Origin of the sequence: Clostridioides sp. ZZV14-6009 (assembly GCF_020658095.1) — a bacterium.
GTDB lineage: Bacteria > Bacillota > Clostridia > Peptostreptococcales > Peptostreptococcaceae > Clostridioides.
Genome location: NZ_JAGWDG010000003.1, coordinates 125,074 through 147,527 on the forward strand (window position 1 = coordinate 125,074; position 22,454 = coordinate 147,527).

Annotated in this window: 23 protein-coding genes; 6 read left to right on the forward strand and 17 right to left on the reverse strand. The window is 29.1% G+C overall.

The features are described from left to right. Nucleotides 1-18: 18 nt before the first annotated feature. On the reverse strand, nucleotides 19-1,443 hold the full coding sequence (gene treB / locus KGF36_RS06610; RefSeq protein ID WP_227827574.1) for a PTS trehalose transporter subunit IIBC: 1,425 nt from the start codon (nucleotides 1,441-1,443) through the stop codon (nucleotides 19-21). 176 nt (nucleotides 1,444-1,619) lie between these two features. On the opposite strand from treB, the gene treR reads away from it, so the two are divergent. Continuing rightward, the gene (treR, locus tag KGF36_RS06615) at nucleotides 1,620-2,342 is read left to right on the forward strand and encodes a trehalose operon repressor (RefSeq protein WP_227827575.1); all 723 of its coding nucleotides are present in this window, start codon (nucleotides 1,620-1,622) and stop codon (nucleotides 2,340-2,342) included. A gap of 245 nt (nucleotides 2,343-2,587) precedes the next feature. Here the strand turns inward: treR and scfA are convergent, their stop codons facing one another. The 10 genes from scfA to KGF36_RS06665 all read right to left on the reverse strand — a co-directional run bounded on the left by scfA (nucleotide 2,588) and on the right by KGF36_RS06665 (nucleotide 9,747). Further along, entirely contained in the window at nucleotides 2,588-2,731 is a 144-nt protein-coding gene (scfA, locus tag KGF36_RS06620; RefSeq protein WP_009891067.1) for a six-cysteine ranthipeptide SCIFF, read from the reverse strand. Between the two features lie 65 nt (nucleotides 2,732-2,796). After that, nucleotides 2,797-3,159, reverse strand: coding sequence for a TIGR04086 family membrane protein (locus KGF36_RS06625; RefSeq protein WP_227827576.1), 363 nt, complete (start codon nucleotides 3,157-3,159; stop codon nucleotides 2,797-2,799). Between the two features lie 57 nt (nucleotides 3,160-3,216). Then, on the reverse strand, nucleotides 3,217-3,510 hold the full coding sequence (gene yajC, locus KGF36_RS06630) for a preprotein translocase subunit YajC (protein WP_227827577.1): 294 nt from the start codon (nucleotides 3,508-3,510) through the stop codon (nucleotides 3,217-3,219). A 133-nt stretch (nucleotides 3,511-3,643) separates the two neighbouring features. Then, nucleotides 3,644-4,765 (reverse strand): tRNA guanosine(34) transglycosylase Tgt, encoded by a 1,122-nt coding sequence (gene tgt / locus KGF36_RS06635; protein ID WP_227850215.1) that lies wholly within the window; start codon nucleotides 4,763-4,765, stop codon nucleotides 3,644-3,646. Between the two features lie 78 nt (nucleotides 4,766-4,843). Next, nucleotides 4,844-5,329, reverse strand: a complete 486-nt coding sequence (locus KGF36_RS06640; RefSeq protein ID WP_227482100.1) for a phosphate-starvation-inducible PsiE family protein — start codon at nucleotides 5,327-5,329, stop codon at nucleotides 4,844-4,846. Nucleotides 5,330-5,340: 11 nt separating this feature from the next. Beyond that, nucleotides 5,341-6,366 (reverse strand): tRNA preQ1(34) S-adenosylmethionine ribosyltransferase-isomerase QueA, encoded by a 1,026-nt coding sequence (queA, locus tag KGF36_RS06645; protein WP_227827579.1) that lies wholly within the window; start codon nucleotides 6,364-6,366, stop codon nucleotides 5,341-5,343. A 315-nt stretch (nucleotides 6,367-6,681) separates the two neighbouring features. After that, nucleotides 6,682-7,701 (reverse strand): Holliday junction branch migration DNA helicase RuvB, encoded by a 1,020-nt coding sequence (gene ruvB, locus KGF36_RS06650; protein ID WP_227827580.1) that lies wholly within the window; start codon nucleotides 7,699-7,701, stop codon nucleotides 6,682-6,684. Between the two features lie 72 nt (nucleotides 7,702-7,773). Beyond that, nucleotides 7,774-8,376, reverse strand: coding sequence for a Holliday junction branch migration protein RuvA (gene ruvA / locus KGF36_RS06655; RefSeq protein ID WP_227827581.1), 603 nt, complete (start codon nucleotides 8,374-8,376; stop codon nucleotides 7,774-7,776). Then, entirely contained in the window at nucleotides 8,369-8,878 is a 510-nt protein-coding gene (gene ruvC, locus KGF36_RS06660) for a crossover junction endodeoxyribonuclease RuvC (protein ID WP_227827582.1), read from the reverse strand. Before ruvC ends, ruvA begins: the two co-directional genes overlap by 8 nt. A gap of 239 nt (nucleotides 8,879-9,117) precedes the next feature. After that, complete coding sequence (locus tag KGF36_RS06665; RefSeq protein ID WP_227827583.1) at nucleotides 9,118-9,747, reverse strand: hypothetical protein; 630 nt, start codon at nucleotides 9,745-9,747, stop codon at nucleotides 9,118-9,120. A 202-nt stretch (nucleotides 9,748-9,949) separates the two neighbouring features. On the opposite strand from KGF36_RS06665, the gene KGF36_RS06670 reads away from it, so the two are divergent. Beyond that, the gene (locus tag KGF36_RS06670) at nucleotides 9,950-10,273 is read left to right on the forward strand and encodes a DUF1540 domain-containing protein (protein ID WP_227827584.1); all 324 of its coding nucleotides are present in this window, start codon (nucleotides 9,950-9,952) and stop codon (nucleotides 10,271-10,273) included. A gap of 285 nt (nucleotides 10,274-10,558) precedes the next feature. Continuing rightward, on the forward strand, nucleotides 10,559-11,410 hold the full coding sequence (locus tag KGF36_RS06675) for a putative ABC transporter permease (protein WP_227827585.1): 852 nt from the start codon (nucleotides 10,559-10,561) through the stop codon (nucleotides 11,408-11,410). 120 nt (nucleotides 11,411-11,530) lie between these two features. Here the strand turns inward: KGF36_RS06675 and KGF36_RS06680 are convergent, their stop codons facing one another. The 3 genes from KGF36_RS06680 to garR form a co-directional block, all read right to left on the reverse strand. Next, the gene (locus KGF36_RS06680; protein WP_227850216.1) at nucleotides 11,531-12,967 is read right to left on the reverse strand and encodes a four-carbon acid sugar kinase family protein; all 1,437 of its coding nucleotides are present in this window, start codon (nucleotides 12,965-12,967) and stop codon (nucleotides 11,531-11,533) included. A 58-nt stretch (nucleotides 12,968-13,025) separates the two neighbouring features. Continuing rightward, nucleotides 13,026-14,408: a gluconate:H+ symporter gene (locus KGF36_RS06685; RefSeq protein ID WP_227827587.1), complete on the reverse strand. Its 1,383-nt coding sequence runs from the start codon at nucleotides 14,406-14,408 to the stop codon at nucleotides 13,026-13,028. Nucleotides 14,409-14,555: 147 nt separating this feature from the next. After that, nucleotides 14,556-15,446 (reverse strand): 2-hydroxy-3-oxopropionate reductase, encoded by an 891-nt coding sequence (gene garR / locus KGF36_RS06690; protein ID WP_227827588.1) that lies wholly within the window; start codon nucleotides 15,444-15,446, stop codon nucleotides 14,556-14,558. Between the two features lie 409 nt (nucleotides 15,447-15,855). Between garR and KGF36_RS06695 the strand changes: the two genes are divergently transcribed. From KGF36_RS06695 to KGF36_RS06705, 3 genes are all read left to right on the forward strand, one after another. Next, complete coding sequence (locus KGF36_RS06695) at nucleotides 15,856-16,527, forward strand: GntR family transcriptional regulator (RefSeq protein WP_227827589.1); 672 nt, start codon at nucleotides 15,856-15,858, stop codon at nucleotides 16,525-16,527. A gap of 100 nt (nucleotides 16,528-16,627) precedes the next feature. After that, the gene (locus KGF36_RS06700; protein WP_227827590.1) at nucleotides 16,628-17,176 is read left to right on the forward strand and encodes a hypothetical protein; all 549 of its coding nucleotides are present in this window, start codon (nucleotides 16,628-16,630) and stop codon (nucleotides 17,174-17,176) included. A 263-nt stretch (nucleotides 17,177-17,439) separates the two neighbouring features. Further along, complete coding sequence (locus KGF36_RS06705; protein ID WP_227827591.1) at nucleotides 17,440-17,748, forward strand: hypothetical protein; 309 nt, start codon at nucleotides 17,440-17,442, stop codon at nucleotides 17,746-17,748. Between the two features lie 143 nt (nucleotides 17,749-17,891). On the opposite strand, the gene KGF36_RS06710 is transcribed toward KGF36_RS06705, so the two are convergent. From KGF36_RS06710 to KGF36_RS06720, 3 genes are all read right to left on the reverse strand, one after another. Further along, nucleotides 17,892-19,682, reverse strand: a complete 1,791-nt coding sequence (locus KGF36_RS06710) for an ABC transporter ATP-binding protein (RefSeq protein ID WP_227854638.1) — start codon at nucleotides 19,680-19,682, stop codon at nucleotides 17,892-17,894. Continuing rightward, nucleotides 19,682-21,409: an ABC transporter ATP-binding protein gene (locus KGF36_RS06715; protein ID WP_227827593.1), complete on the reverse strand. Its 1,728-nt coding sequence runs from the start codon at nucleotides 21,407-21,409 to the stop codon at nucleotides 19,682-19,684. Before KGF36_RS06715 ends, KGF36_RS06710 begins: the two co-directional genes overlap by 1 nt. 247 nt (nucleotides 21,410-21,656) lie before the next feature. Beyond that, nucleotides 21,657-22,193 carry a dihydrofolate reductase family protein gene (locus KGF36_RS06720; protein WP_227827594.1) on the reverse strand — a complete coding sequence of 179 codons (537 nt, stop codon included), beginning with the start codon at nucleotides 22,191-22,193 and terminating at the stop codon, nucleotides 21,657-21,659. Between the last annotated feature and the right edge of the window lie 261 nt (nucleotides 22,194-22,454).

Here is a 22,454-nt window from a genome sequence, read left to right on the forward strand (position 1 = left end):
TAATTCTCCTTATTCCTCTTAACTATTTAATACCTCTGTAAATTCAAGTTCTCCTGATAATTCTTTCTTTTTATATACTGCTGCTGTAAGGAAGAATGGCACTATTATAGCTACAACCATCGCACCTGTAAATATCAGCCAATACTGAGGTTGGATACTTAAAATTGCAGGTAAACCTCCAACACCTATACTATTTGCCATTGTTCCAAAAGCATTGGCTACAGCACAAGCACATGCTGCACCTATCATAGAACAATAGAATGGGAACTTGTATCTTAAATTTACTCCATACATTGCTGGTTCAGTAACACCCAGGTATCCTGATATTGTTGATGGAATAGATATTTCTCTTTCTTCTGTGTTTTTATTCATAACTGCAATAGCTAAACTAGATGATGCTTGTGCAATATTACTTAGCGCTACTAGTGGGAATAATGGTGTAGCACCTAAAGTTGCTATAAGCTGTAAATTTACTGCATTAAATACATAATGTACCCCTGTAATTACAATAGGTGCATATAATAATCCAAACAAGAACGCAAATATTATACTATATGGACCTGTAATTGCAGAACCAACCATATTCCCTATACCATCACCAATAAAACGTCCTACTGGTCCAATAAATGCATGTGCTAATATTACTGATGTTAATAATGTTATAAACGGAACAAAAATCATTGATATAACACTTGGTATAACCTTTTTTAATCCTATTTCCATATAGCTCATTGTCAGAGCTGCTAATACTGCTGGAATAACTTGACTTTGATATCCTACTCTAGCTAGTTGAACAAATCCAAAATCCCAATATAATAATTCACCTGTAGCTAATTGAGCTGGTGGTAATAATTGAGGTGATATTAATGTTAATCCTAATACTATACCTAGTATTTGACTTGTACCCATCTTCTTAGATACTGACCATGTAATACCTACTGGTAAGAAGTGGAATATAGCTTGGGCTGGTAACCATAAAAACTGATACACACCATTCCAAAATACACTTTTTGAAGCTAATGTAGCCCCTCCAAACTGTATATCTCCAATAATATTTCTAAATCCTAATATTAGACCACCTGCTATTATAGCTGGTAATAATGGTATGAATATTTCAGCTAATGAACCTAGTAATCTTTGGAATAAATTTTTTTTAGAACTGTCATTTTTTGATGCTGACTTATGATCTGGATTCATTTTATTTACGTCAATAAATTTTTTGTATACTTTTTCTACCTCTGGCCCTATTACTACTTGAAATTGACCACCATTATGAAGACAACCTTTTACAAATTTAAATTCTTTAATCTTATCTTTGTTAACAATTGATTCATCTTTAAGTACGAATCTTAGTCTTGTTACACAATGTGTAACAGAAATTATATTACTTTCCCCTCCAACATAATCATGAAGTTGCTTTAGTTGAGTATCTGTATGCTTCATATTTCTCCCCCTAAGATAATTATAGTTCAAAAACATCTTAATCTAGTATATACCAGTTGGTATATACTAATTATATACGTTTTCCCGAAGCTGTACAACTATTTTTTTTGTAAATATTGTAATTATTTAGTATACTATATAATGTAAATTAAGGTAGTAGAGAGGTGAATAGAAATATGAACAAGTATTTTTCTATATATACGGACTTAAAAGAACAAATAATTGATGGTGATTATCCTGTAAGAAGTTATTTGCCAAGTGAACAAACTTTAGCTGAGAATTATGATACATCAAGGGAAACGGTTAGAAAGGCACTTAGATTATTATCGGATGAGGGGTATATACAAAAAAAACCACGTAAGGGAAATATGATTATAGATGCAAAAAAATTTGTACTATCTGCATCAAATCTATCTAGCTATAAAGAATTTGCAGAATCTCAAAGCGAACTCGAAATCGAAAGCTCAACCATTGTCCTTGATTTTAATACAATTCCATGTCCTCAATTCTTAAAGGATAGATTTGAGACAAAAAAATTACCAGAAATTCATTATATTTTAAGGCAGCGTAAAATAAATAATGAAACTATAATCCTTGATAAAGATTATTTAGTAAGAAACATAGTTCCTAATTTAACAAAAGATATAGCAGAGGATTCTCTATATGATTATATAGAAAAAAAATTACGCTTAAATTTAAGCTATGCTCGAAAAGAAATTACTGTTGAACCTGTAACTAAAGAGGACAAACAGTATATGGATTTAAATGGTGATACTCATGTTGTAGTTATACGAAGCGAAGTATACCTTGAAGATACACGATTTATCCAGCATACTGAATCTCGACATAGAATTGATAAATTTAGAATTGTGGAGTTTGCCAGAAGAAGAAGTACTTAGATAAAATACAAAAAATTAGGAAGTATATCAAAATAGTCAATTATTTTGATATACTTCTCATCCCTTGTATGTATATATTCCTTATTATTTCAACAGAGCTTAGTGATGAATTACATCATGGGTGTTATTTTAAGGAAGGTTTCATTCGCGCAGATGGAGACAAAAAAAATAAAAAAGGATACCTCATTAATGATAAAAGAACCATTTTGAGATACCCTCTTACAAACAACTAAATCAATACTTTTCTATCTTTCACACTCTTGATTTGCAACTGTACAAGAAGTCTTACAAGCTGATTGACAAGAAGTTTGACACTCTCCACATCCACCTTTTGCAGCACTTTGCTTTAAAGTAGCTTGAGATAAAGTTTTTACATGTTTATTTTCCATTTTCAACGCCTCCATTTCTAATTGTTTCCTATTGATTATATCACAAAACCACTTTAATATAAACTCTATTTAAAGTTGACACCCAATACGCCTCCAATACCTCCTGCTGCTGATATAAGCAATAACTTATAAATCATTCCTACTTCAAATACGAAGCTCTCTTGTGCTAAAAACACAGTCAAAAAAATACACACTATGTACAAAAGTCCAACTAAAAGCCCATACATAAGTCCCTTTTCTTGCATGTGTTTTGAAGTGTAAAAACCGCCTATAGCTGCAGAAATAGTAGTTATAAATGATGCAACCATAGTTATATTATCTCCACCAATATCTGTAAATGTCAAAAATAAGTTATACACTAATAAAACAGCCAAAGTTATTATATATGCATATCCCAAACCTTTAAAAATATAATTAGATTTTCCCATAAAAAAACCTCCTCTCAAATTAATATATATTCGAGAAAAGGCTTTTAAATTACTATTTTACTGTTCTTCTATTTCTTCTTTTCTAGATTGAACTGTACCTATAGCCCATTTTTCAAATGGAACTTTAGTTCTATTTGGTCCTAATTCTAATATTACAACATCATCTTCAACTTTAGCTACATTAGCTACTATTCCACCTATTGTAATGACTTTGTCTCCTACACCTAGGCTACTTCTCATTTCTTTTAATTGTTTGTCTTTTTTCTTTTGAGGTCTAATCATTAGGAAATAAAAGATTGCTATTACTACTATCCATAGACCTACACTCATCATTATTTGTTGCTGTGGCATTAATTTTTCACTCCTTTGTAAATTATACTCTTTTGTAAATCATAATAAATGTTTATATAACAATTTACTTTCTTTAGCTTTGAGTACTATTGAATATTATATATTAAAATGATTATAATTAATAGTGCAAAACCTATATTTCATACCCATATTTTGCAAAAAATTCATTTCTAAAATCAAGTAATCTATCTTCCATTATCGCTTGTCTTATTTGTTTCATTAAATTTAGTAAAAAGTGAAGATTATGAGTAGTTATCAATCTTGCACCCAATATTTCATTTGCTTTTACAAGATGTCTTATATAAGCTCTTGAATAATTTTTGCAAGCGTAACAATCACATTCAGGGTCAAGTGGAGTAAAGTCTTCAGCATAAGTTGCATTTCTAACCACTACTTTACCTTGACTAGTCATTGCAGTTCCATTTCTAGCTATACGAGTAGGTAAAACGCAGTCAAACATATCTACTCCTCTTATAACACCTTCTACCAAATCATCTGGACTACCAACTCCCATTAAGTATCTTGGTTTGTCCTTTGGCATAAATGGAGTTGTGTGTTCTAGTACATCGTACATAAGTGGTTTTGGTTCTCCAACACTAAGTCCACCAATTGCATATCCAGGTAAATCAATACTTGTTATTTCTTTTGCTGATTGCTCTCTTAAATCTTTATACATTCCACCTTGTATTATACCAAATAAAGCTTGCTTGTCTGTATTATTATGGGCATCTTTACATCTTTTTAACCATCTTGTTGTTCTTTCTAATGAATTCTTTACATACTCTCTATCTGCTGGGTATGGTGCACATTCATCAAATGCCATCATTATGTCTGAACCTAACGCATTTTGTATTTCCATAGCTTTTTCTGGAGTTAAAAAATGTTTTGAACCATCTAGATGTGACCTAAATTCTACGCCTTCTTCTTTTATCTTTCTCAAAGGCCCTAAGCTAAATACTTGAAATCCTCCACTGTCTGTAAGTATTGGCTTATCCCAGTTCATAAACTTATGAAGTCCACCAGCTTTTTTTATAAGTTCATGTCCTGGTCTCATATATAGATGATAAGTGTTGCTAAGTATTATTTGTGAACCAATCTCTTTTAATTCTTCTGGTGTCATAGATTTTACTGTTGCTTGAGTCCCAACAGGCATAAATATTGGTGTTTCTATAATTCCATGTGGTGTGTGTAATCTTCCAAGCCTTGCACCACTTTGTTTACAAGTTTTTATCAGTTCATATCTTACTGCGTACATAAATTTCTCCTTAATAATTTTTATTTCTAGTTATTCCATAATATATATTTTTACTAATCTAAACATCTAATATATTTTCTAAATAGATTTATCTTTATCTTCTTTGCTTTGTTGTTCTTTGATTGCTTCTTCATCATGGATACTCGTTATATTAAGAGCACTCTTGTCTTTTGTTACTAAAAACTTTTTTATAGCAAATAGTCCTGCAATAGCTATAACTCCAATTAAAACATCTATCATCCCTTCATTTTTAGGAAGTAATAACATTTTTCTGGCTATAGCATATAGTAGTGCCTCAATAAATGCTCCTGGTATGTGAAGTGATAGCATTACTACAAGCTCAACACCTATCACTAAAAGTAATATTTGTGCTAAGAAATCATTAAGCTGACTGTATTGTACTGGATTTTGAAAATCAACTATATATGCTCCCCACATAAGTCTTAATACATCTATTGTACCTAAAAATACTGCTATCAGAACTACTACTGCTAATACACGTTCAAATATAAAAGCAATCTTTAATATAGGGTTATTCTTTTTTTGTTTTTGTAAACTATGCATCTATTACCTCCCTACTTTATAATCATAGCATCTCCAAAACTGAAGAATCTATATCTTTCTTTTACTGCTTCATTATATGCATTTAATACATTATCTTTTCCACAAATAGCACTTACTAACATGATTAAGGTAGACTCTGGTAGATGGAAATTAGTTATAAGTCTATCCAAAACCTTAAATTTATAACTTGGATATATAAATATGTCTGTCCAACCACTAGTTTCTTTCATCTTGCCATTTTCATCACAAGCTGATTCTATAGTCCTACAACTAGTAGTTCCAACACATACTACATTGTTCCCACTTTCTTTTGCTCTGTTTATTTTGTCAGCTGCATCTTGACTGACCATATAATATTCTGAATGCATCTTATGATTTAAAACATCATCTACTTTTACTGGCCTAAAAGTACCTAAACCAACGTGTAAAGTTATAAATGCTATATCTACACCTTTTTCTTTTATTTCATTTAATAATTCTTCTGTAAAGTGTAGACCTGCTGTAGGTGCCGCTGCTGAGCCATTATGTTTTGAATAAACAGTTTGGTATCTTTCTTTTTCCTCTAATCTAGCAGTTATATATGGAGGAAGTGGCATATTTCCAAGCTCATCTAAAATCTCCTCGAAAATTCCATCATAATGAAACTTTATAATTCTTGAACCTTCATCTGATAAATCTACAACTTCTCCAATCAATTTTCCATTTCCAAAGGAAAACTTAGTTCCTACTTTTGCTCTTTTACCTGGTTTTACTAAAGCTTGCCAAGTATCTTCTTCTGTTCTTTTTAATAATAAAAATTCAATTTTTCCACCAGTCTCAAGTTTTTCCCCTATTAATCTAGCAGGTATAACTCTAGTGTTATTTAAAACTAAACAGTCTCCTGGATTTAAATATTCTATTATGTCTCTAAATACTTTATGCTCAATTTCTCCTGTTTCTTTATCTAATACCATCAATCTTGAACTAGCTCTGTCTTCTATAGGAACTTGAGCTATAAGTTCCTGTGGTAAATCAAATTTAAAATCACTTGTTTTCAATGTCAAACTTCCTCTCTTAAAATTTCTCTAGCTACAATAATATCAAAAAAACAACTTATTTTCTACAATATTACCAGAATATATCAATAAATCCCTATTTTTAACATACAGTATATCCACAATATATAGATATTTTTCCACGATATGCACGTCTTATCCACAATATATAGATACAGTACACACATTTTTCCTTGTATTTATCCACAGTATCTACAGATATAATTACCATTTTGTGGATATGTTTGAATTTTTACCCATTTTAGAAATATTTTAATTTAATGATTATTTGTTTAATTAATACCTCTTTTTGTATTTTTATCTATCACTAGGATAAGGTATTTTTAAATGTTCATAGGCTAGGGGCATGGCTACTCTACCTCTAGGTCCTCTATTTATAAACCCTAGTTGAAGCAAATATGGCTCATACACATCTTCTATTGTATTTCTATCTTCACCAATTGAAGCTGCTAATGTATCAAGACCTACCGGGCCACCCCTAAATTTTTCTATTATAGTCATAAGAAGCTTTTCATCCACAAAATCAAGACCTAAATTATCAACTCCCAAAAGTTCAAGAGCATCCTTTGCAACTTCATCAGTTATCCTTCCATCAGCTCTAACCTGTGCAAAATCTCTAACTCTTTTTAGTAATCTATTTGCTATTCTTGGAGTCCCTCTTGAACGTTTTGCAAGCTCTAAAGCTCCTTGAGATTGTATTTCTGCATCTAAAATATTTGATGACCTAAGCACTATTTTTGAAAGTTCATCAACTGTATAATAATCTAATTTACAAATAACACCAAATCTATCTCTAAGTGGATTTGTAAGCATACCAGCTCTTGTAGTAGCTCCAATAAGTGTAAACTTAGGAAGGTCAAGCCTTATACTTCTTGCAGATGGTCCTTTTCCAATTATTATATCTAAACAAAAATCTTCCATTGCTGGATACAAGACTTCTTCAACACTCCTATTGATTCTATGTATCTCATCTATAAATAAAACATCATTTTCATTCAAATTTGTAAGTATAGCTGCTAAGTCCCCTGCTCTTTCTATTGCGGGTCCTGATGTAATCCTCAAATTTACTCCCATCTCATTAGCTATTATACTCGCTAGCGTAGTTTTTCCAAGCCCTGGTGGTCCATATAAAAGTACATGGTCTAACTGCTCATTTCTTGATTTTGCTGCCTCTATAAATATACTAAGTTGCTCTTTGGATTTTTCTTGACCTAAATAATCTTCTAGTGTCTTTGGTCTTAAACTATTTTCTATATCTATATCTTCCATCTTCATGGTAGATGTTATTATCCTATTTTCATCTTCAAAATCTTGCATCTATACCCCTCCTTCCATAATTTTGGAAATCTACTTTATTTTAAATATTATTTTACATTTACAAATTAAATGCTATTTCATAGATTTACTCATTATATATGTAAGTGCTTTTTTTATAATGTCTTCTGTATTCATCCCATCTTTTTTACATTTTTGAACTGCCTCTTTTGATTCTGCTAAGGTATATCCCAAAGCTACAAGTGCATCTATAGATTCATCTTGAGATATTAAAGTAGGTTTTTGTGATAATAATGTTGGTTCAAATTCTATATTATTTTTATCCACTTTATCCTTAAGTTCTAAAACAATTCTCTCTGCTGTCTTTTTACCAACGCCTGGAGCCTTAGATAGTTTCCCAACATCTTCGCTCAAAATATAAGCTCCTAGTTGTGCTGGTGATGCAAATGATAGTATTGAAAGCCCCACCTTAGGCCCTATTTTTGACACAGATGTAAGCAATTCAAACATCTTTAATTCTTCCCTACTTGCAAAACCACAAAGACTCATATCATCTTCTCTTACTATTAGTTTAGTATATATTTTTGCAGTATTTCCTATTTGCAAATTCATTATTGTATTGGATGACACATTTATCTTATATCCTATATCATTGTTTTCAACAACTATACTGTCTATATATATCTCTTCTACTGTACCTTTTATATAACTATACATACTTCCCACCTATATTCTTTAGAGTTTTTTCAAGTTTATTTGAATGAGCATGGCAAATAGCCACAGCTAGAGCATCTGCAACATCATCTGGTTTTGGAACTTTTTTTAAACTTAAAAATGAGGTTACCATCTGTTGAACTTGTGCTTTATCTGCTCTACCATATCCAACTACACCTTGTTTTACTTGAAGTGGAGTGTATTCATATATTGGTTTACCATTATGTGCACAAGCAAGCATAGTAACTCCTCTAGCCTGTGCTACTGTTATAGCAGTTTTTACATTCTTGTTAAAGAATAGTTCTTCCATTCCAACTTCATCTATATTGTAATTCTTTACTATTGTATCAATTCCTTTATATACGAGTTCTAACCTCTTAGAGATATCCATATGCGCAGGTGTTGTTACTGCTCCATAATCTATTACTTTAAATTTACTATTTTTATATTCAATTATACCATATCCAACTATGGCTATACCTGGGTCAATCCCCAATATCATCATTTTAAAAAATTCCTCCTAAAAATAAAAGAAATACCAAAATGTATTTCTCATAAAAACTTATGTTCTAAATCATTATACCATAAATAATATTAACAAATAATAAAATGGTTTATGTTAAATATAAAATCAAATAAAAAAGTTATATCAAAGCAAACTTATCACTTCAATATAACTTTTATATTTAGTACAAATAAATTATTGTATTTTAATAGGCATTAAATATAGTTTAAATCTTAATATTAACTTGCAAAATCTTCTAATCTTGAATAGGCATCTTCCTCTGTATCCATAACTACACCTTTTTTAAGTTCATCTTGAACGGTCTTAGGAAGTGAATCTACTCTTATTTTTGTTTTTTCTACTAATGTTTTATTTCCACTATCATCGTATTTATACAATGCTATATTTCCATTATCATTTTCAATTGTATATTTACCTTTTATAGTATTGTTCATTGCTTGTACATCTTTATTATCACTGTTTTTAGATTCTACCAATATGATTTCATTTTTATCCATACTCTTTATTTTTTTAGTTGGATATTCTTGTTTAAAATATGATACTATTTCTGATTTTGTCTTATCTAATAATGACTCTGGAACTACTCCAGCCATTGTAAGTACTCTCTTATAGTTAGTTTCGTTTTCGCCTTCGCCTTGAAGCCAAACTTCGCAGTTTTTATTTAATCCAAAAGCTTCTTTTGATTCTTCACTCATATTCGCACTAGTACTTACAACTTTACCAGTTTGAACTCCATTGTTTTTTAATTTTGTTCCTATATAAACTCCACTACTTAATACAAAGACTCCTACTAGTACTAATGCAGATATTTTCCAAGGAAATAATTCTTTTTTCTTCTTTTCAAACATTGATTACGCCTCCTTTTTCTATTATTTTCTCCAAGCTGTAAGTTTTTATACAATTTAGGTAAATTTTAGAAGAAAATATATCTGTATTTCAAATTATTCTAAAAATAGATATTTTCTAAAAGGAAGTTTTCTCTTAAATGTTATATTCTTGCAATTATATGGACATAATTTATAATAAATAATAGTTTAGGAGGTAATAACTTTGGAAAGAATCAATTGTAATGTAACTAACTGCTCACATAATAACAGCCATATATGTTATGCAGATAAAATTTTTATAAATGGTGAACAAGCTCATAATGATAGACATACTTGCTGTAGTTCGTTTTTAGATGAGTCTATTTATAGTAATCTATCTAACAATGTTAACAATAGAAATTGTGAAGAATTAGTTTGTAGTGTCAAGACTTGTAAGTACAATAAAGATGGTAGCTTATGTAATCTTGATAATATATTAGTCGCTCCTGAAACTGATAGAGTAAATCTTTACACTGAAACATGTTGTTCTAGTTTTAAATGTAAATAAGTAAAATATAAATAATATAAGGGTGTCAAAGTTAATCAAAGCAATATACTGTAGAGTATCTACAGGTATTAGTTCGATTATACTTGACACCCTTATTTATTTTAAATAAAATCTCATTGCTATAGTTCTGCATATAATATTATAATTGTAATTAAATTTGATAAATTTCTATAAATTGGTATAATCAATATGTAAATTAAGTTTAAGGTGATATAGTTAATTATGAAAGAAAATATCAGATATATAGTATTATATAATGTTATATTAACTAGAAATGAGGTATTTATGAGTACATTTTATATTCAATTTCTTTATTTTGTAATTTATAGTTTTATAGGATGGTGTTGTGAGACTACATATTGTTCTGTTTTGCAAAAACAATTTGTAAATAGAGGTTTTTTAAATGGACCCTTTTGTCCTATATATGGATTTGGGGCACTAGCAATAGTAGCTACACTGACTCCTTTTGTTCATAATATTCCCTTATTATTTGTATTTAGTATAATTATAACCAGCATAATGGAGTATTTTACAAGTTTTGTATTAGAAAAACTATTTAATATGAAGTGGTGGGATTATTCCAATCACAAGTTCAACATTCATGGAAGAGTTTGCTTAGAAAATTCACTTATGTTTGGTGTATTATCATTAATTGTAATGCTGATAATACATCCTATTGTAGTTGATTTCATAGATTATATTCCTAAAAATATACTATTTATTCTTGGTATATCTATAGAAATTTATTTTGTTTTAGATTTAATAATTACAGTACACACAATTTTACAATTAAATGGTAAATTAAAACAAATCCATCTTATAATTAAGGAATTAAAAGATAAAAAAGAATACTACAAAATCATTACACAAGAAACTATTGAGAATAAGCTTGAGACTTTGGTTGAAAATAGACTTGAGACTTTAGAGGATAGATTTGAAATATTAAAAGAAAGAGAAAATTATCGTTATGCTAAAAACAGAATTGAAGAACTTAAAAACAAACTTAATACTCTACTATCTAGCCACAAATTGCTTCATAGACGTATTATTAAAGCGTTCCCTAATATAAGCTCTAATAAGCATAAAGATATTTTAAATAAAATCAAAGAAGATATTAAATCAATCAAAAAAAAATAAATAATCTAAATCATATGCCATATTGTAATATAAATATTTATAAATACAAATAAGAGGCTGTCTCAAAATAGAGATAAGCCTCTTTTTCATTGTTGAAATGATGAAATAAAAGATTTTCTTCTAACCCATTAATACTTCAACAGCTTCTCTAAGTGTGCTAACTTCTCCAACATTGCCAGGGAAAATTATATATGGCATATTAGGAAATTTACTTTCTTCTCCTGTCATCCATACTGGTATACCAGGTTTTATTTGACCCATTACAGTAGCTTTTTTTACTTTTAGTGCCTTAGTTCCAACATCACTAGATGTAATTCCACCTTTTGCTATAATAAAATTTGGTCTTACATTAAGCATACCAACTATACTAGTCACAGCATCTGAAATTTCTACAGAAACCATAAGTTGTTTATCTTTATCATTCGTATCTAAATCAAAACGCTCACGTCTAGTATACACAGCAACAGTCTTTCCATTAGTTATTTTCTCTTCTACAACTTGTATAACTCTTTTTACTTCATTTTTCAAGCCATTTTCCTGCAAAACTAAATGTTGATTAAACTCTATAAATTCTATAGGATGCTTACAATTTTTAAGTTCTTCTAGTTGCTGAGTAGTTTTATTTACATGTGAACCAACAAGTATAATACCTCCATTAGTATTATCTTTTAATACTAATTCCTCTTTAGTAAGTAATTCCTTATCACTTACCCCACCAAGTACCTTTGTTATAGCAGCAGCGCTTCTAAATATAAATTCTTTACCACTATTTACTGCACGTATAAACGCAATTGTAAATACCTTTACATCTACATAATCTATTGCATTTACAATGATTTTGTTGAAGTTCTTAGCCATTTTAAGCTTTTCTGTTATACTATCAATATTTAGACTTCTAAGTTCCTCTAATGAAACGTATATCATATCACTAGATTTATATTCTCCATTTGTTTTTTCTTCACACCATTCTCCTATATCGGAAGATTTATAGCCAAAGGATTTATCTTTTGCAAATTCAGTCATTCCCGCTGGTACAAGCATCTCTCCTTCTTTTACATAATGTACATTGTCTATGGTAAATCTTCCACCTTCTTTGAAAAATGGCATTATTATTTCACCATCAAATAGTTTCCCTGATAATTTTTCCACCTCATTTTTCAACAAATTAGTTTCAAGAGGATAATGTCCCCTCATTGTTGAATCACTTCGGCTTATAATAATAAAATCTTGATTAACTTTTTGAGAAATATCCACAATATTTTTTGAAATTTCCTTATGCACTTCTGTTGTTTGAGCAACTGTAAATCCCCTTGAGTTAGTAAGTATAAAAAACATACTATTTTCTTCATCAAAGCCTTGTTCTATGCTACTCTTATCCCAATCAGTATATACAGAAACATCATGAACTGTTTGTACTCCAGTTGGGTCATCATCTAATACAATAATCTTTCTATTTAAATTTTTAAGTTCATTTACAAGTAATTTATTTAATTTATCTTCATCTACGGTCTTAAAAGTATCAAGTATATCTATGTTAATTGAATTGACTTCTCTCACTAAAAATCCCCCTTTATGTAATTTATTATAGTATGCTTATGTTTAGTATTTATATTTTTTATAAGCCTGGAAGTGGTACAATACCGTTTATAACACTAAGTAATAAAACCATTATAAATGCTGTAACACCAGCAATTGTACCTCCTATTGTCCATGAATTTAAAGTATCCTTAACTGACAAGCCACTAAATCTTGAAAGTACCCAGAATCCAGAATCATTTGGAAGAGAGAAACCAACACCACCAGCACATATAGCAAGCCCTACTAAAACTGGTGACATACCAGTTGCTAAAATGGTAGGTCCTAAAATTGATGATGTAGTCACTAGTGCTACAGTAGCAGAACCCTGAGAAATTCTAAGCAATGCACTTAATAAGAATCCAAGTACCACAACTGATATACTAAGTCCAGACATAGTGTCAACTAAGAAGTTTCCTATTCCACTAGCATTTATAACACTACCAAATGCTCCTCCTGAGCCTGTTATTAATAATATCAATCCTGCTGAATCAGCAGCTTCAATAACAACATCTCCCATAGGCTTACTTATGTACTTCTTCAAAAATACTATTGCTACCAATATTCCAAGCAATATTGCTATATTCTTATCCCCTATAAATGCAAGTATTCCACTCATTTTAGAACCTTTTTCTAAAAACATACTAAATACGTTTGATACAAGTATAAGAAGTATTGGAAATAATAAAGAAAACATAGAAACTCCAAAACCTGGCACTTTATCAGAGTTATCATTTTCAAGTTCAATACTCTCTTTTCCTTGTTCTAAATTTTTTTCTTTATTATTTTCGTCAATTGCATAAGCTGGATACTTTTCAAAACGTTTTCCATAAATCCATCCTCCTGCAAGAGCTGCTGGAAATGCAACAATTATGGAATAAAGTATAAAACTGCCTACATTTGCATTTACATTTGCTGCAACAGCTAAAGGCCCTGGTGTTGGTATTACAAGTGCATGACCTACTATTGTACCAACTCCTAATGCACACACAAAAACCATAAGAGATTTCTTGGTTACTCTTGAAACATATTTAATTATAGGCATCATTATAACAAATGCTGCATCCATAAACACTGGAATTGAAATTAAAAATCCTGCTGTAGTTATAGCTAATGCACTATTTTTTTCTCCAGTTCTAGCCAGCAATCCCTTTGCAATAGATTCTGTTGCTCTTGATTCTGAAAGTATATTTCCAAATATTATTCCAAGCCCAATTACAATACCAATACTACCTAATGTACTTCCAAATCCAGTTGATATTGTAGTTGAAATTTCATTTATAGGCATCTTAACCATAAATCCTGTAATTATAGATGTTATAAGCAAAGCCAAAAATGGATTTACTTTAAACTTAATAATCGACACAAGCAAAATTCCTATAGATATAATAAATGCTATCAAAAGTCCATATCCTGTAATCATAATCTTTTCCCCTTTATAATTTACTTTATTATCTCTTAACCTTATTTTTTCTTTTATTATGATACCGTAACTCTATTGTCTTTGTATAATATAATCTAAATCTAATTTTAATAATACATACCTACTATCCCATCAATATATTTGCCATTAGTTATTGTGTTTTTTTATTTCAACACCTGCTAATTTTTCAAAATATTGAGCTATTCCACCATGGTCATCTTCTAAATGTCCATGTACTTTTAATGTTTGCATAATTTCTAATAGCTGACTTGTCATAGGTAGTGGCACATCCAAATTGTGTGCTGTCTGCATTACATTTTTTATATCTTTTAGATTGATAGATATTTTTCCACCTGGTTTAAAATCACGATTCATAATCATTGGTATTTTTGCATCCAATATTGTACTGCCAGCTAGACCTCCTCTTATTGCCTTGTACACTTTTTCTGGGTCTGCTCCTGCTTTGGCTGCAAGTACAAATGCTTCAGATACTGCTGCTATTGTAAGATTAACTATTACTTGATTTGTAAGTTTTGTAACACTTCCACTGCCATTGTCTCCAATTAAAATAGATGAACTTCCCATTATATTAAAAAATGGCTCTACTTTTTTATATACTTCTTCTTTACCACCAGCCATAAAAGCAAGTGTTCCATCAATTGCTTTTGGTTCACCTCCACTTACTGGTGAATCTATAAATTCTAAGTTCATTTGCTTTAATTTTTCTGCACATGACATAGATTCTGTGGGAGTAACTGAACTCATATCTACAATTATACTGCCCTCTTTTAAAGTATTTGTTAAACCATCAGCTCCAAATAATATATCTTGAACAATGGCTCCATTTGGAAGTATTGTAAATACAATTTCACACTCTTCACCTATTTCTGAAAGACTTGCATATTTTGCACCATATGATACAAGCTCATCTACAGCAGATTTATTAATATCATATACTAAAAGATTGCATCCACCTTTTATTAAATTCTTAGCCATTGGTTTTCCCATTATTCCTAATCCAATAAATCCTAACTTCATTATACACCCCTCCATATTTTCACATTTTTGAAAACGTTTTTTATGATTTAAAGTATACTACACACCAGTATACCGGTCAACATAAAATATAAAAGTATTTATTTTAACAATAAAGCATTCTTTTTAGCCTTCTATAATAGAATTCAACTCTTATTACCATATTTAATACACACTATTTATGTTAAATAATCCACACTATTTCCATATTATATTTAATCGTACTTTATATTAATTATTTTTCTTTATATTAATTATTTTTATCAATAATTAAGTATCATTCAACTAAACCTTTATTTATATCGCCCAATATATAATTTAAATTTCAAAGGATTGACCTTAATTTTACTATGTTGTATTCTTAACATTATATAAGTTTTTGTATTTTCACATTGTTTAGGGGGTATAAAATATGGCTACATTTAAAAGATTACAAGAACAAGCATATGACTATTTAAAAGAATTAATACTATCTGGTGAAATAATAGAAAATGAAATATATTCTGAAACAAAGCTTGCGAGTGAAATAGGTATCTCAAGAACGCCTATAAGAGATGCTCTTCAAAGACTCAGTCAAGATGGTTTTATAGATATAATTCCAAGTAAGGGTTTTAAAATTCATCAAATCACAGCTAATGAAATTGTAGAGATATTTCAAATACGCTCCGCAATAGAAGGGTTTTGCACTTTTTTAATTACAAGTCAATACAAAGAGCCTAGAGCAATTGAAACTATAGATAAATTAAAGTATCTTTTAGATAAACAAAAATACATTGTATCAAGTGATAAGAATTTAAATACATTTGCAGAATACGATACTCTATTTCACACAACAATCGTCTCATATGCTCAAAATACTGAATTTGATAAGATGTTCAACAGCTATATGTACAGAATAAAAAAATTAGCTCTTGATTCACTATCACATGAGGGAAGACTAGAAACAACATTAAAAGAACATACAGATATTTTTAATAATATATCTAACGGATGTACTGAAGATATTTATAAAACAACACTTATTCATATGGAAACTCCTAAATACATCAATTTAGAAGATTTTTGTAATAATAAATTATTTTAATAATCTATTTATATTTACTAAAATTTTATTTATCTTAAATCAATTTCTTATTTATAAAAAATACTCTATAATTATAGTGTAACTACTATTATTTTAAGGAGTGATTTTTTTGAACAAAGATACTGTAACTAATGAAACTATCGACAAAGATTATGCTATTGAAGAAGTTCGTATGGCCTGTAAACACTTTGGTGATTTATATTTTTATTTTACCAAAGTATTAGTTGAGGAATTTGGAAATGAAAAAACTGCTGAAATATTGAAAAAAGTTTTGTTTGAAAGATCAGAAGAAAGAGCTATTGCTATGAGAGAAAGAGCCAATGAAAATGGAGATGAATTGATTGCTGACAATATTGCTAGTATAACTGATGTTCCATTTTTAGGTTGGGTTCCTGAATTTGAAGAGTTACACTGTCCTTATGGAGCTTCCTGGCTTTCACGCTTTGAAGAAAATCCTTGGTTTAAGGAATTTGCATCCCTTTATTGTGATGTTACTGATACCACTGTTGCTGAGGTATTTACAGGAGATACATCACATAAAATAACAAAAAATATTCTATGGGGAGATAAAATTTGTGAGAGAATATATTTTCATGATGATAATATATCTCAAGGTAAATATACTTATGGAACCAGAAACTGCAAGTAAATAATTTAATTTTTCTATATTTTTATACTATATTTTGTACTTTTTCATATAAATATTATAACTAGTCTTTTATTTTACTTTTGTTTAACTTAAAGATAATTTACTTTTAACTTCTATGAATTATTATATAAGTAATAAAAAATTTATCTTTATAAAATTATAGTCTTTAGGCTTATAATTTACATAATATTTATGCTCTTTATAAAACTTTTTAGAAGCTTCTATTGTTATACTATAAAACTATCTTGAGAAAGGCTGATTAAATGTTTAATAAAATATATGAAAAAAAAGAATTTATAGTTTTTCAAGTTAAAAACGGTTATGTAGTTTATAATACTAGAAAGAATTTTGAAGAAGGTCATACACATTTAAAACATTTTGAAGCAGCAAAAACAGCTATTGACTTAGCTATAAACAAAAAAATTCCTCGAAGTAAAGACGGATATTATCTAACTAGTTTAATTCGCATAAGTGACGATTGTTATTACATCAATAAGTTAAGTGAGTTATTATATGTCAGAGAACAAAAAGGTAAAAAAGAAAAATACTGCAATTCTAGTTATCAGATATAACAAGATTAGTTGTCAAATATAAATATTTTAAGCTTAAAGCTAAAGAGTATCAGTAAGTTTATAAAAAAATAACTTTGCTGATACTCTTTTTAATTATAACATTAGTAATTTAAGTTATAGCTATTATATAAACATATATTTTTTTATTCAGATTCTGTATCTGCAAATTGGCTATTATAAAGCTTCTCATAAAATCCGCCTTTTTCCATTAATTCATCGTGATTACCTTGCTCTATAATACTTCCATTATTCATAACCAAAATCAAATCAGCATTATGAATTGTAGAAAGTCTATGTGCTATAACAAAACTAGTTCTACCATTCATAAGATTTCTCATTGCCTTTTGAAGCATCAATTCTAACCTAGTATCAACAGAGCTAGTAGCCTCATCTAATATCAATATCGAAGGGTCTGATATAAAGGCTCTAGCTATAGTTAAAAGCTGTTTTTCTCCAAGCGATATATTAGATGCTTCTTCATTTAAAAACATATTATATCCATCTGGAAGTGTAGTTATAAAGTGATGTACATTTGCTACTTTTGCTGCTTGTATAATTTCTTCCTTAGTAGCTCCAAATCTACCATATTCTATATTTTCAAAAATAGTACCATTAAATAGCCATGTATCTTGAAGTACCATTCCAAACATTGAACGTAAATCTTCACGTCTCATATCTCTAATATCTACTCCATCAACTTTAATAGCTCCTCCCTTTACATCATAAAATCTCATCAATAAGTTTATTAATGTTGTTTTACCTGCTCCAGTAGGGCCAACAATAGCTACCATTTGACCACTTTTTATTTCTACATTTAAATCTTCTATTAAAGTTTCACTTTCTCCATAGCCAAAATTTACATGTTCAAATGTGACATTTCCTTGTACATTTTCTATCTTAATTGGATTTTCAACATCAGGAATTTCCTCTTCTTCATCCAAAATTTCAAATACACGCTCTATTGCTGCAAAAGAAGATTGTATTACAGTTGATAATTGTGTCATCTGTGAAAGAGGCTGATTTATTTGCCATATGTAACGTACAAATGCTTGTAAATTTCCAACTGTTATCCCTCCACTCACTGCATATATAGAGCCAACTACTGCTACTGCTGCAATTCCAAAATAAGTTACTAATGAAACCATTGGATTCATCATACTTGATATAAACTGTGCCTTAAATCCATTTTCACAAAGTTCTTGATTTACTTTTTTAAATTCTTCTATAGAGTCTTCTTCTTTTCCATATAATTTTATTTCATTAAATCCAGTATACATCTCTTGTACTTTTCCATTTAATTTTCCAAGAGCATTTTGTTGTAATGAAAATCTATTTTGTGATTTTTTTACTATGAACTTAGATACAAAATAACTAATTGGAATTATAAAAAGAGCTATAAATGCCATATATACATTAATTGTAAACATCATGGAAATTGCCAAAATTATTACTAAAATTGAGTTGATAATTTGCATAAAACTCTGCTGTAAAGCATTTGATATTGTATCTACATCATTTGATATACGGCTTAGTACATCTCCAAAACTATTGCTGTCAAAGTAACTAATAGGCAATTTTCTTATCTTATTTTCTACTTCATTTCTTAAGTCTCTCATTGTATTTTGAATAGCATTTGTAAGTAAAAAACTTGAAGCATACGTAAAAATTGCATTAGCAACATATATACATGCTAAGAGTGCCAAAATTTTTACTACATAGTTAAAATTCACAGATGCTCCTGGTATTCCTTTTGCTATACGAATTACATCTTTAGTTAATTGTGTTATTATTAATCCCTCTGTTTTAGGAGCAATTGCATTCATAGTAGCTGCTAAAATTATACATATAATAGCTATAATAAATGAAAATTTATATTGCTTTACAAATGGAAGAAGTCTACCAATTGTTTTTTTAAAACCTTTAGACTTTTTCATTATTCCAATTCCTCCTTTTTCAACTGAGATGTTGCAATTTCATAGTATATTTCACAATTTTTCAATAATTCTTTATGAGTTCCCATTCCAACAACTTTTCCTTCATTTAGTACTATAATTTTATCAGCATCAATAATTGAGCTAATTCTCTGTGCAACAATCAATACAATTGCATTTTTTGTTTCTTTTTTTAGCTTAGAACGAAGTATTGCATCAGTCTTAAAATCTAACGCAGAAAAGCTATCATCAAATATATATATTTCAGGCTTTCTTATAATAGCTCTGGCAATAGAAAGTCTTTGCTTTTGACCTCCAGATACATTAGATCCACCTTCACTAATTAATTCATCAAATTTTCTAGGTTTTTTTGATATAAACTCATATGCCTGTGCAACTTTGGCTGAATGTTCTAATTCTGATGTTCCTGCTTTATTTTTACCAAATCTAATATTATTTGCTATACTACCAGTAAAAAGCAATGCTTTCTGAGGTATAAATCCTATTTTTTTTCTTAAAGCCTTTAAGTCATATTCCCTTATATCTACTCCATTTATCTTAATGCTACCTTCTGTTACATCATAAAATCTAGGTATCAAGTTAATTAGAGTACTCTTTCCACTACCAGTACTACCTATAAAGGCAACTGTTTCACCTGTCTTTGCAGTAAACGAAATATCTTTAAGCACAGAGGCCTCTCCATCTGGATAAGTAAATGTTACATTGTCAAATTCTATAAGTCCTTTATTTTCAGTATCTTTTACTCCATTTTTAGGATTTTTTATAAGTGGCTCTTCTTCTAAAATTTCTTTTATCCTATTTGCTGAAACTTCTGCTCTTGGATACATGATAAATACCATTGAAAAAAGCATAATTGAAAACATAGCATGGAAAAGATATTCCAAAAATGCAACTAATTGTCCAACTTGAATTTCTCCAATATTTATTTTCTCACTGGAAATCCAAAACACAGCTAAAACAGCTATATTTAATAGTAAAAAGAATGCGGGTTGAGTAATTGACATAAGTTTAAACAATTTTTTAGAAACATTAGCATAATATGTATTTGTTTCTTCAAATCTTTTTGTCTCATAGTCATCATTCCCAAATGCTCTGATTACCCTTATTCCAGTTAAATTTTCTCTTGATATAAGGTTTAGTTTATCCAGTCCTTTTTGTTGTTTGGATGATATTGATTGAGAAACTTTTGCTATTATTGCTACTCCAATAATTATAAAAGGCACTGATATAGCTAATACCAAGGAAAGCTCTACACTTGTTCTAATTGTCATGATTATACTTATAATAAACATGACTGGAGTTAATAAAGCTGTTCTAAGAAGTATATTTACAAATTGTTGAATTTGAAATGCATCATTTGTAGTTCTTGTAATCATTGAAGAAATCCCAAATTTATTGTATTCAGTGTGTGAAAACTCTTGAGATTTTTTAAATATATCATTTCTTATATCTCTAGTTACTCCTGTTGATATTTTTGCAGAACAATAACCCAATAATACACTACCTACAACTCCTATAATAGAAATAACAACTATTACTATTCCCATTTGTTTTATGTAAGTTGTGTTTTGATTTGCAATACCATTATCAATTATTTTAGCTATTATTGTTGGTATACCTAATTCAACTAATGCAAAACTAAATATAGCCAGTATATTTAATCCTATTAATAACTTATAATTTTTTAAATAATTTAAAATTAATTTCATATTCTACTCCTTTCTAAATTTTTGAGACAGTGTAATTATTATGTAATAATACCAAGCTTATGAATACTTGCTTTTATAAAAAAAGGAGAAAAGAGTTAGTGCACTCTCTTCTCCAGCATATTCTTTCTAATACACCCTCCGATAAGTCGCTTATATGTTACCATATTTGACAAGTAATGTCAATTCATATATAATTTAAGTTTTTAAATACTTTATTTTATAAAATGATAACAAGCCAGCACATACTTTATACTTGTTTTTTACTATATTCTAATTTTACAAGTTGTTCTAAATTACTAACTTTTTTAAGATTTAAATTTGTTCTCTGTATTCCAGTTTTAAATAATGGAATTCCTCTACCTAATATTGTTGGCAATACATATACAAAATAATCATCAATTAGATTATCTTTTATAAATAATTCTACTATTTCACTTCCTCCAATTATCCAGATATCTTTTCCTTCTTTCTCTGCTCTAATTTGTTCAATTAGTTTTTTAGGTTCCAAATTTGTATACTTTACATTTTCAGTAACTCCACTAGTAGTCTTTGAATACACATAACATTCTTTCCCTTCATAAAACCATTCATTTGGGCTTAGTTCATTTATTATTTGTGTATATGTTGAATTTCCCATAATAACTGTACCAATTGTATCGTAAAAAGTATTATAGTCTTCTTGTTGAGAATCTGAAGCTACTTCATCTAAAAAAGCTACACTACCATCTTCTTCTGCTATATAACCATCTAAACTCATTGCAATATAAAGTACTACTTTTCTCATATTTATTACCTCCAAAATTTATAATATAAGTTTTTTATGCTAAAACAAAATTTTCACTCACTTAAAATACCCTATTAAATAAAACTCAAACAGTTTTAAGTAAAACCACAAAGTAAAACATTATTATATATACAGTTTAATAATCACATAATTTTACAGCTAATAAATATATTGAAAATTCTAATTAATCTAAATAAATATTGCTCTAAATTCATACTAGTTCTATAATATAATTAGAAGATATTTATATTATAGAACTAA

Coding starts and splice junctions, on each gene's coding strand:
- treB (WP_227827574.1), bottom strand. CDS start 1,443: ATGAAGCATACAGATACTCAACTAAAGCAACTTCATGATTATGTTGGA.
- treR (WP_227827575.1), top strand. CDS start 1,620: ATGAACAAGTATTTTTCTATATATACGGACTTAAAAGAACAAATAATT.
- scfA (WP_009891067.1), bottom strand. CDS start 2,731: ATGGAAAATAAACATGTAAAAACTTTATCTCAAGCTACTTTAAAGCAA.
- KGF36_RS06625 (WP_227827576.1), bottom strand. CDS start 3,159: ATGGGAAAATCTAATTATATTTTTAAAGGTTTGGGATATGCATATATA.
- yajC (WP_227827577.1), bottom strand. CDS start 3,510: ATGCCACAGCAACAAATAATGATGAGTGTAGGTCTATGGATAGTAGTA.
- tgt (WP_227850215.1), bottom strand. CDS start 4,765: ATGTACGCAGTAAGATATGAACTGATAAAAACTTGTAAACAAAGTGGT.
- KGF36_RS06640 (WP_227482100.1), bottom strand. CDS start 5,329: ATGCATAGTTTACAAAAACAAAAAAAGAATAACCCTATATTAAAGATT.
- ruvB (WP_227827580.1), bottom strand. CDS start 7,701: ATGCAAGATTTTGAAGATGAAAATAGGATAATAACATCTACCATGAAG.
- ruvA (WP_227827581.1), bottom strand. CDS start 8,376: ATGTATAGTTATATAAAAGGTACAGTAGAAGAGATATATATAGACAGT.
- ruvC (WP_227827582.1), bottom strand. CDS start 8,878: ATGATGATATTGGGGATTGACCCAGGTATAGCCATAGTTGGATATGGT.
- KGF36_RS06665 (WP_227827583.1), bottom strand. CDS start 9,747: ATGTTTGAAAAGAAGAAAAAAGAATTATTTCCTTGGAAAATATCTGCA.
- KGF36_RS06675 (WP_227827585.1), top strand. CDS start 10,559: ATGAGTACATTTTATATTCAATTTCTTTATTTTGTAATTTATAGTTTT.
- KGF36_RS06685 (WP_227827587.1), bottom strand. CDS start 14,408: ATGATTACAGGATATGGACTTTTGATAGCATTTATTATATCTATAGGA.
- garR (WP_227827588.1), bottom strand. CDS start 15,446: ATGAAGTTAGGATTTATTGGATTAGGAATAATGGGAAAACCAATGGCT.
- KGF36_RS06695 (WP_227827589.1), top strand. CDS start 15,856: ATGGCTACATTTAAAAGATTACAAGAACAAGCATATGACTATTTAAAA.
- KGF36_RS06705 (WP_227827591.1), top strand. CDS start 17,440: ATGTTTAATAAAATATATGAAAAAAAAGAATTTATAGTTTTTCAAGTT.
- KGF36_RS06710 (WP_227854638.1), bottom strand. CDS start 19,682: ATGAAAAAGTCTAAAGGTTTTAAAAAAACAATTGGTAGACTTCTTCCA.
- KGF36_RS06715 (WP_227827593.1), bottom strand. CDS start 21,409: ATGAAATTAATTTTAAATTATTTAAAAAATTATAAGTTATTAATAGGA.
- KGF36_RS06720 (WP_227827594.1), bottom strand. CDS start 22,193: ATGAGAAAAGTAGTACTTTATATTGCAATGAGTTTAGATGGTTATATA.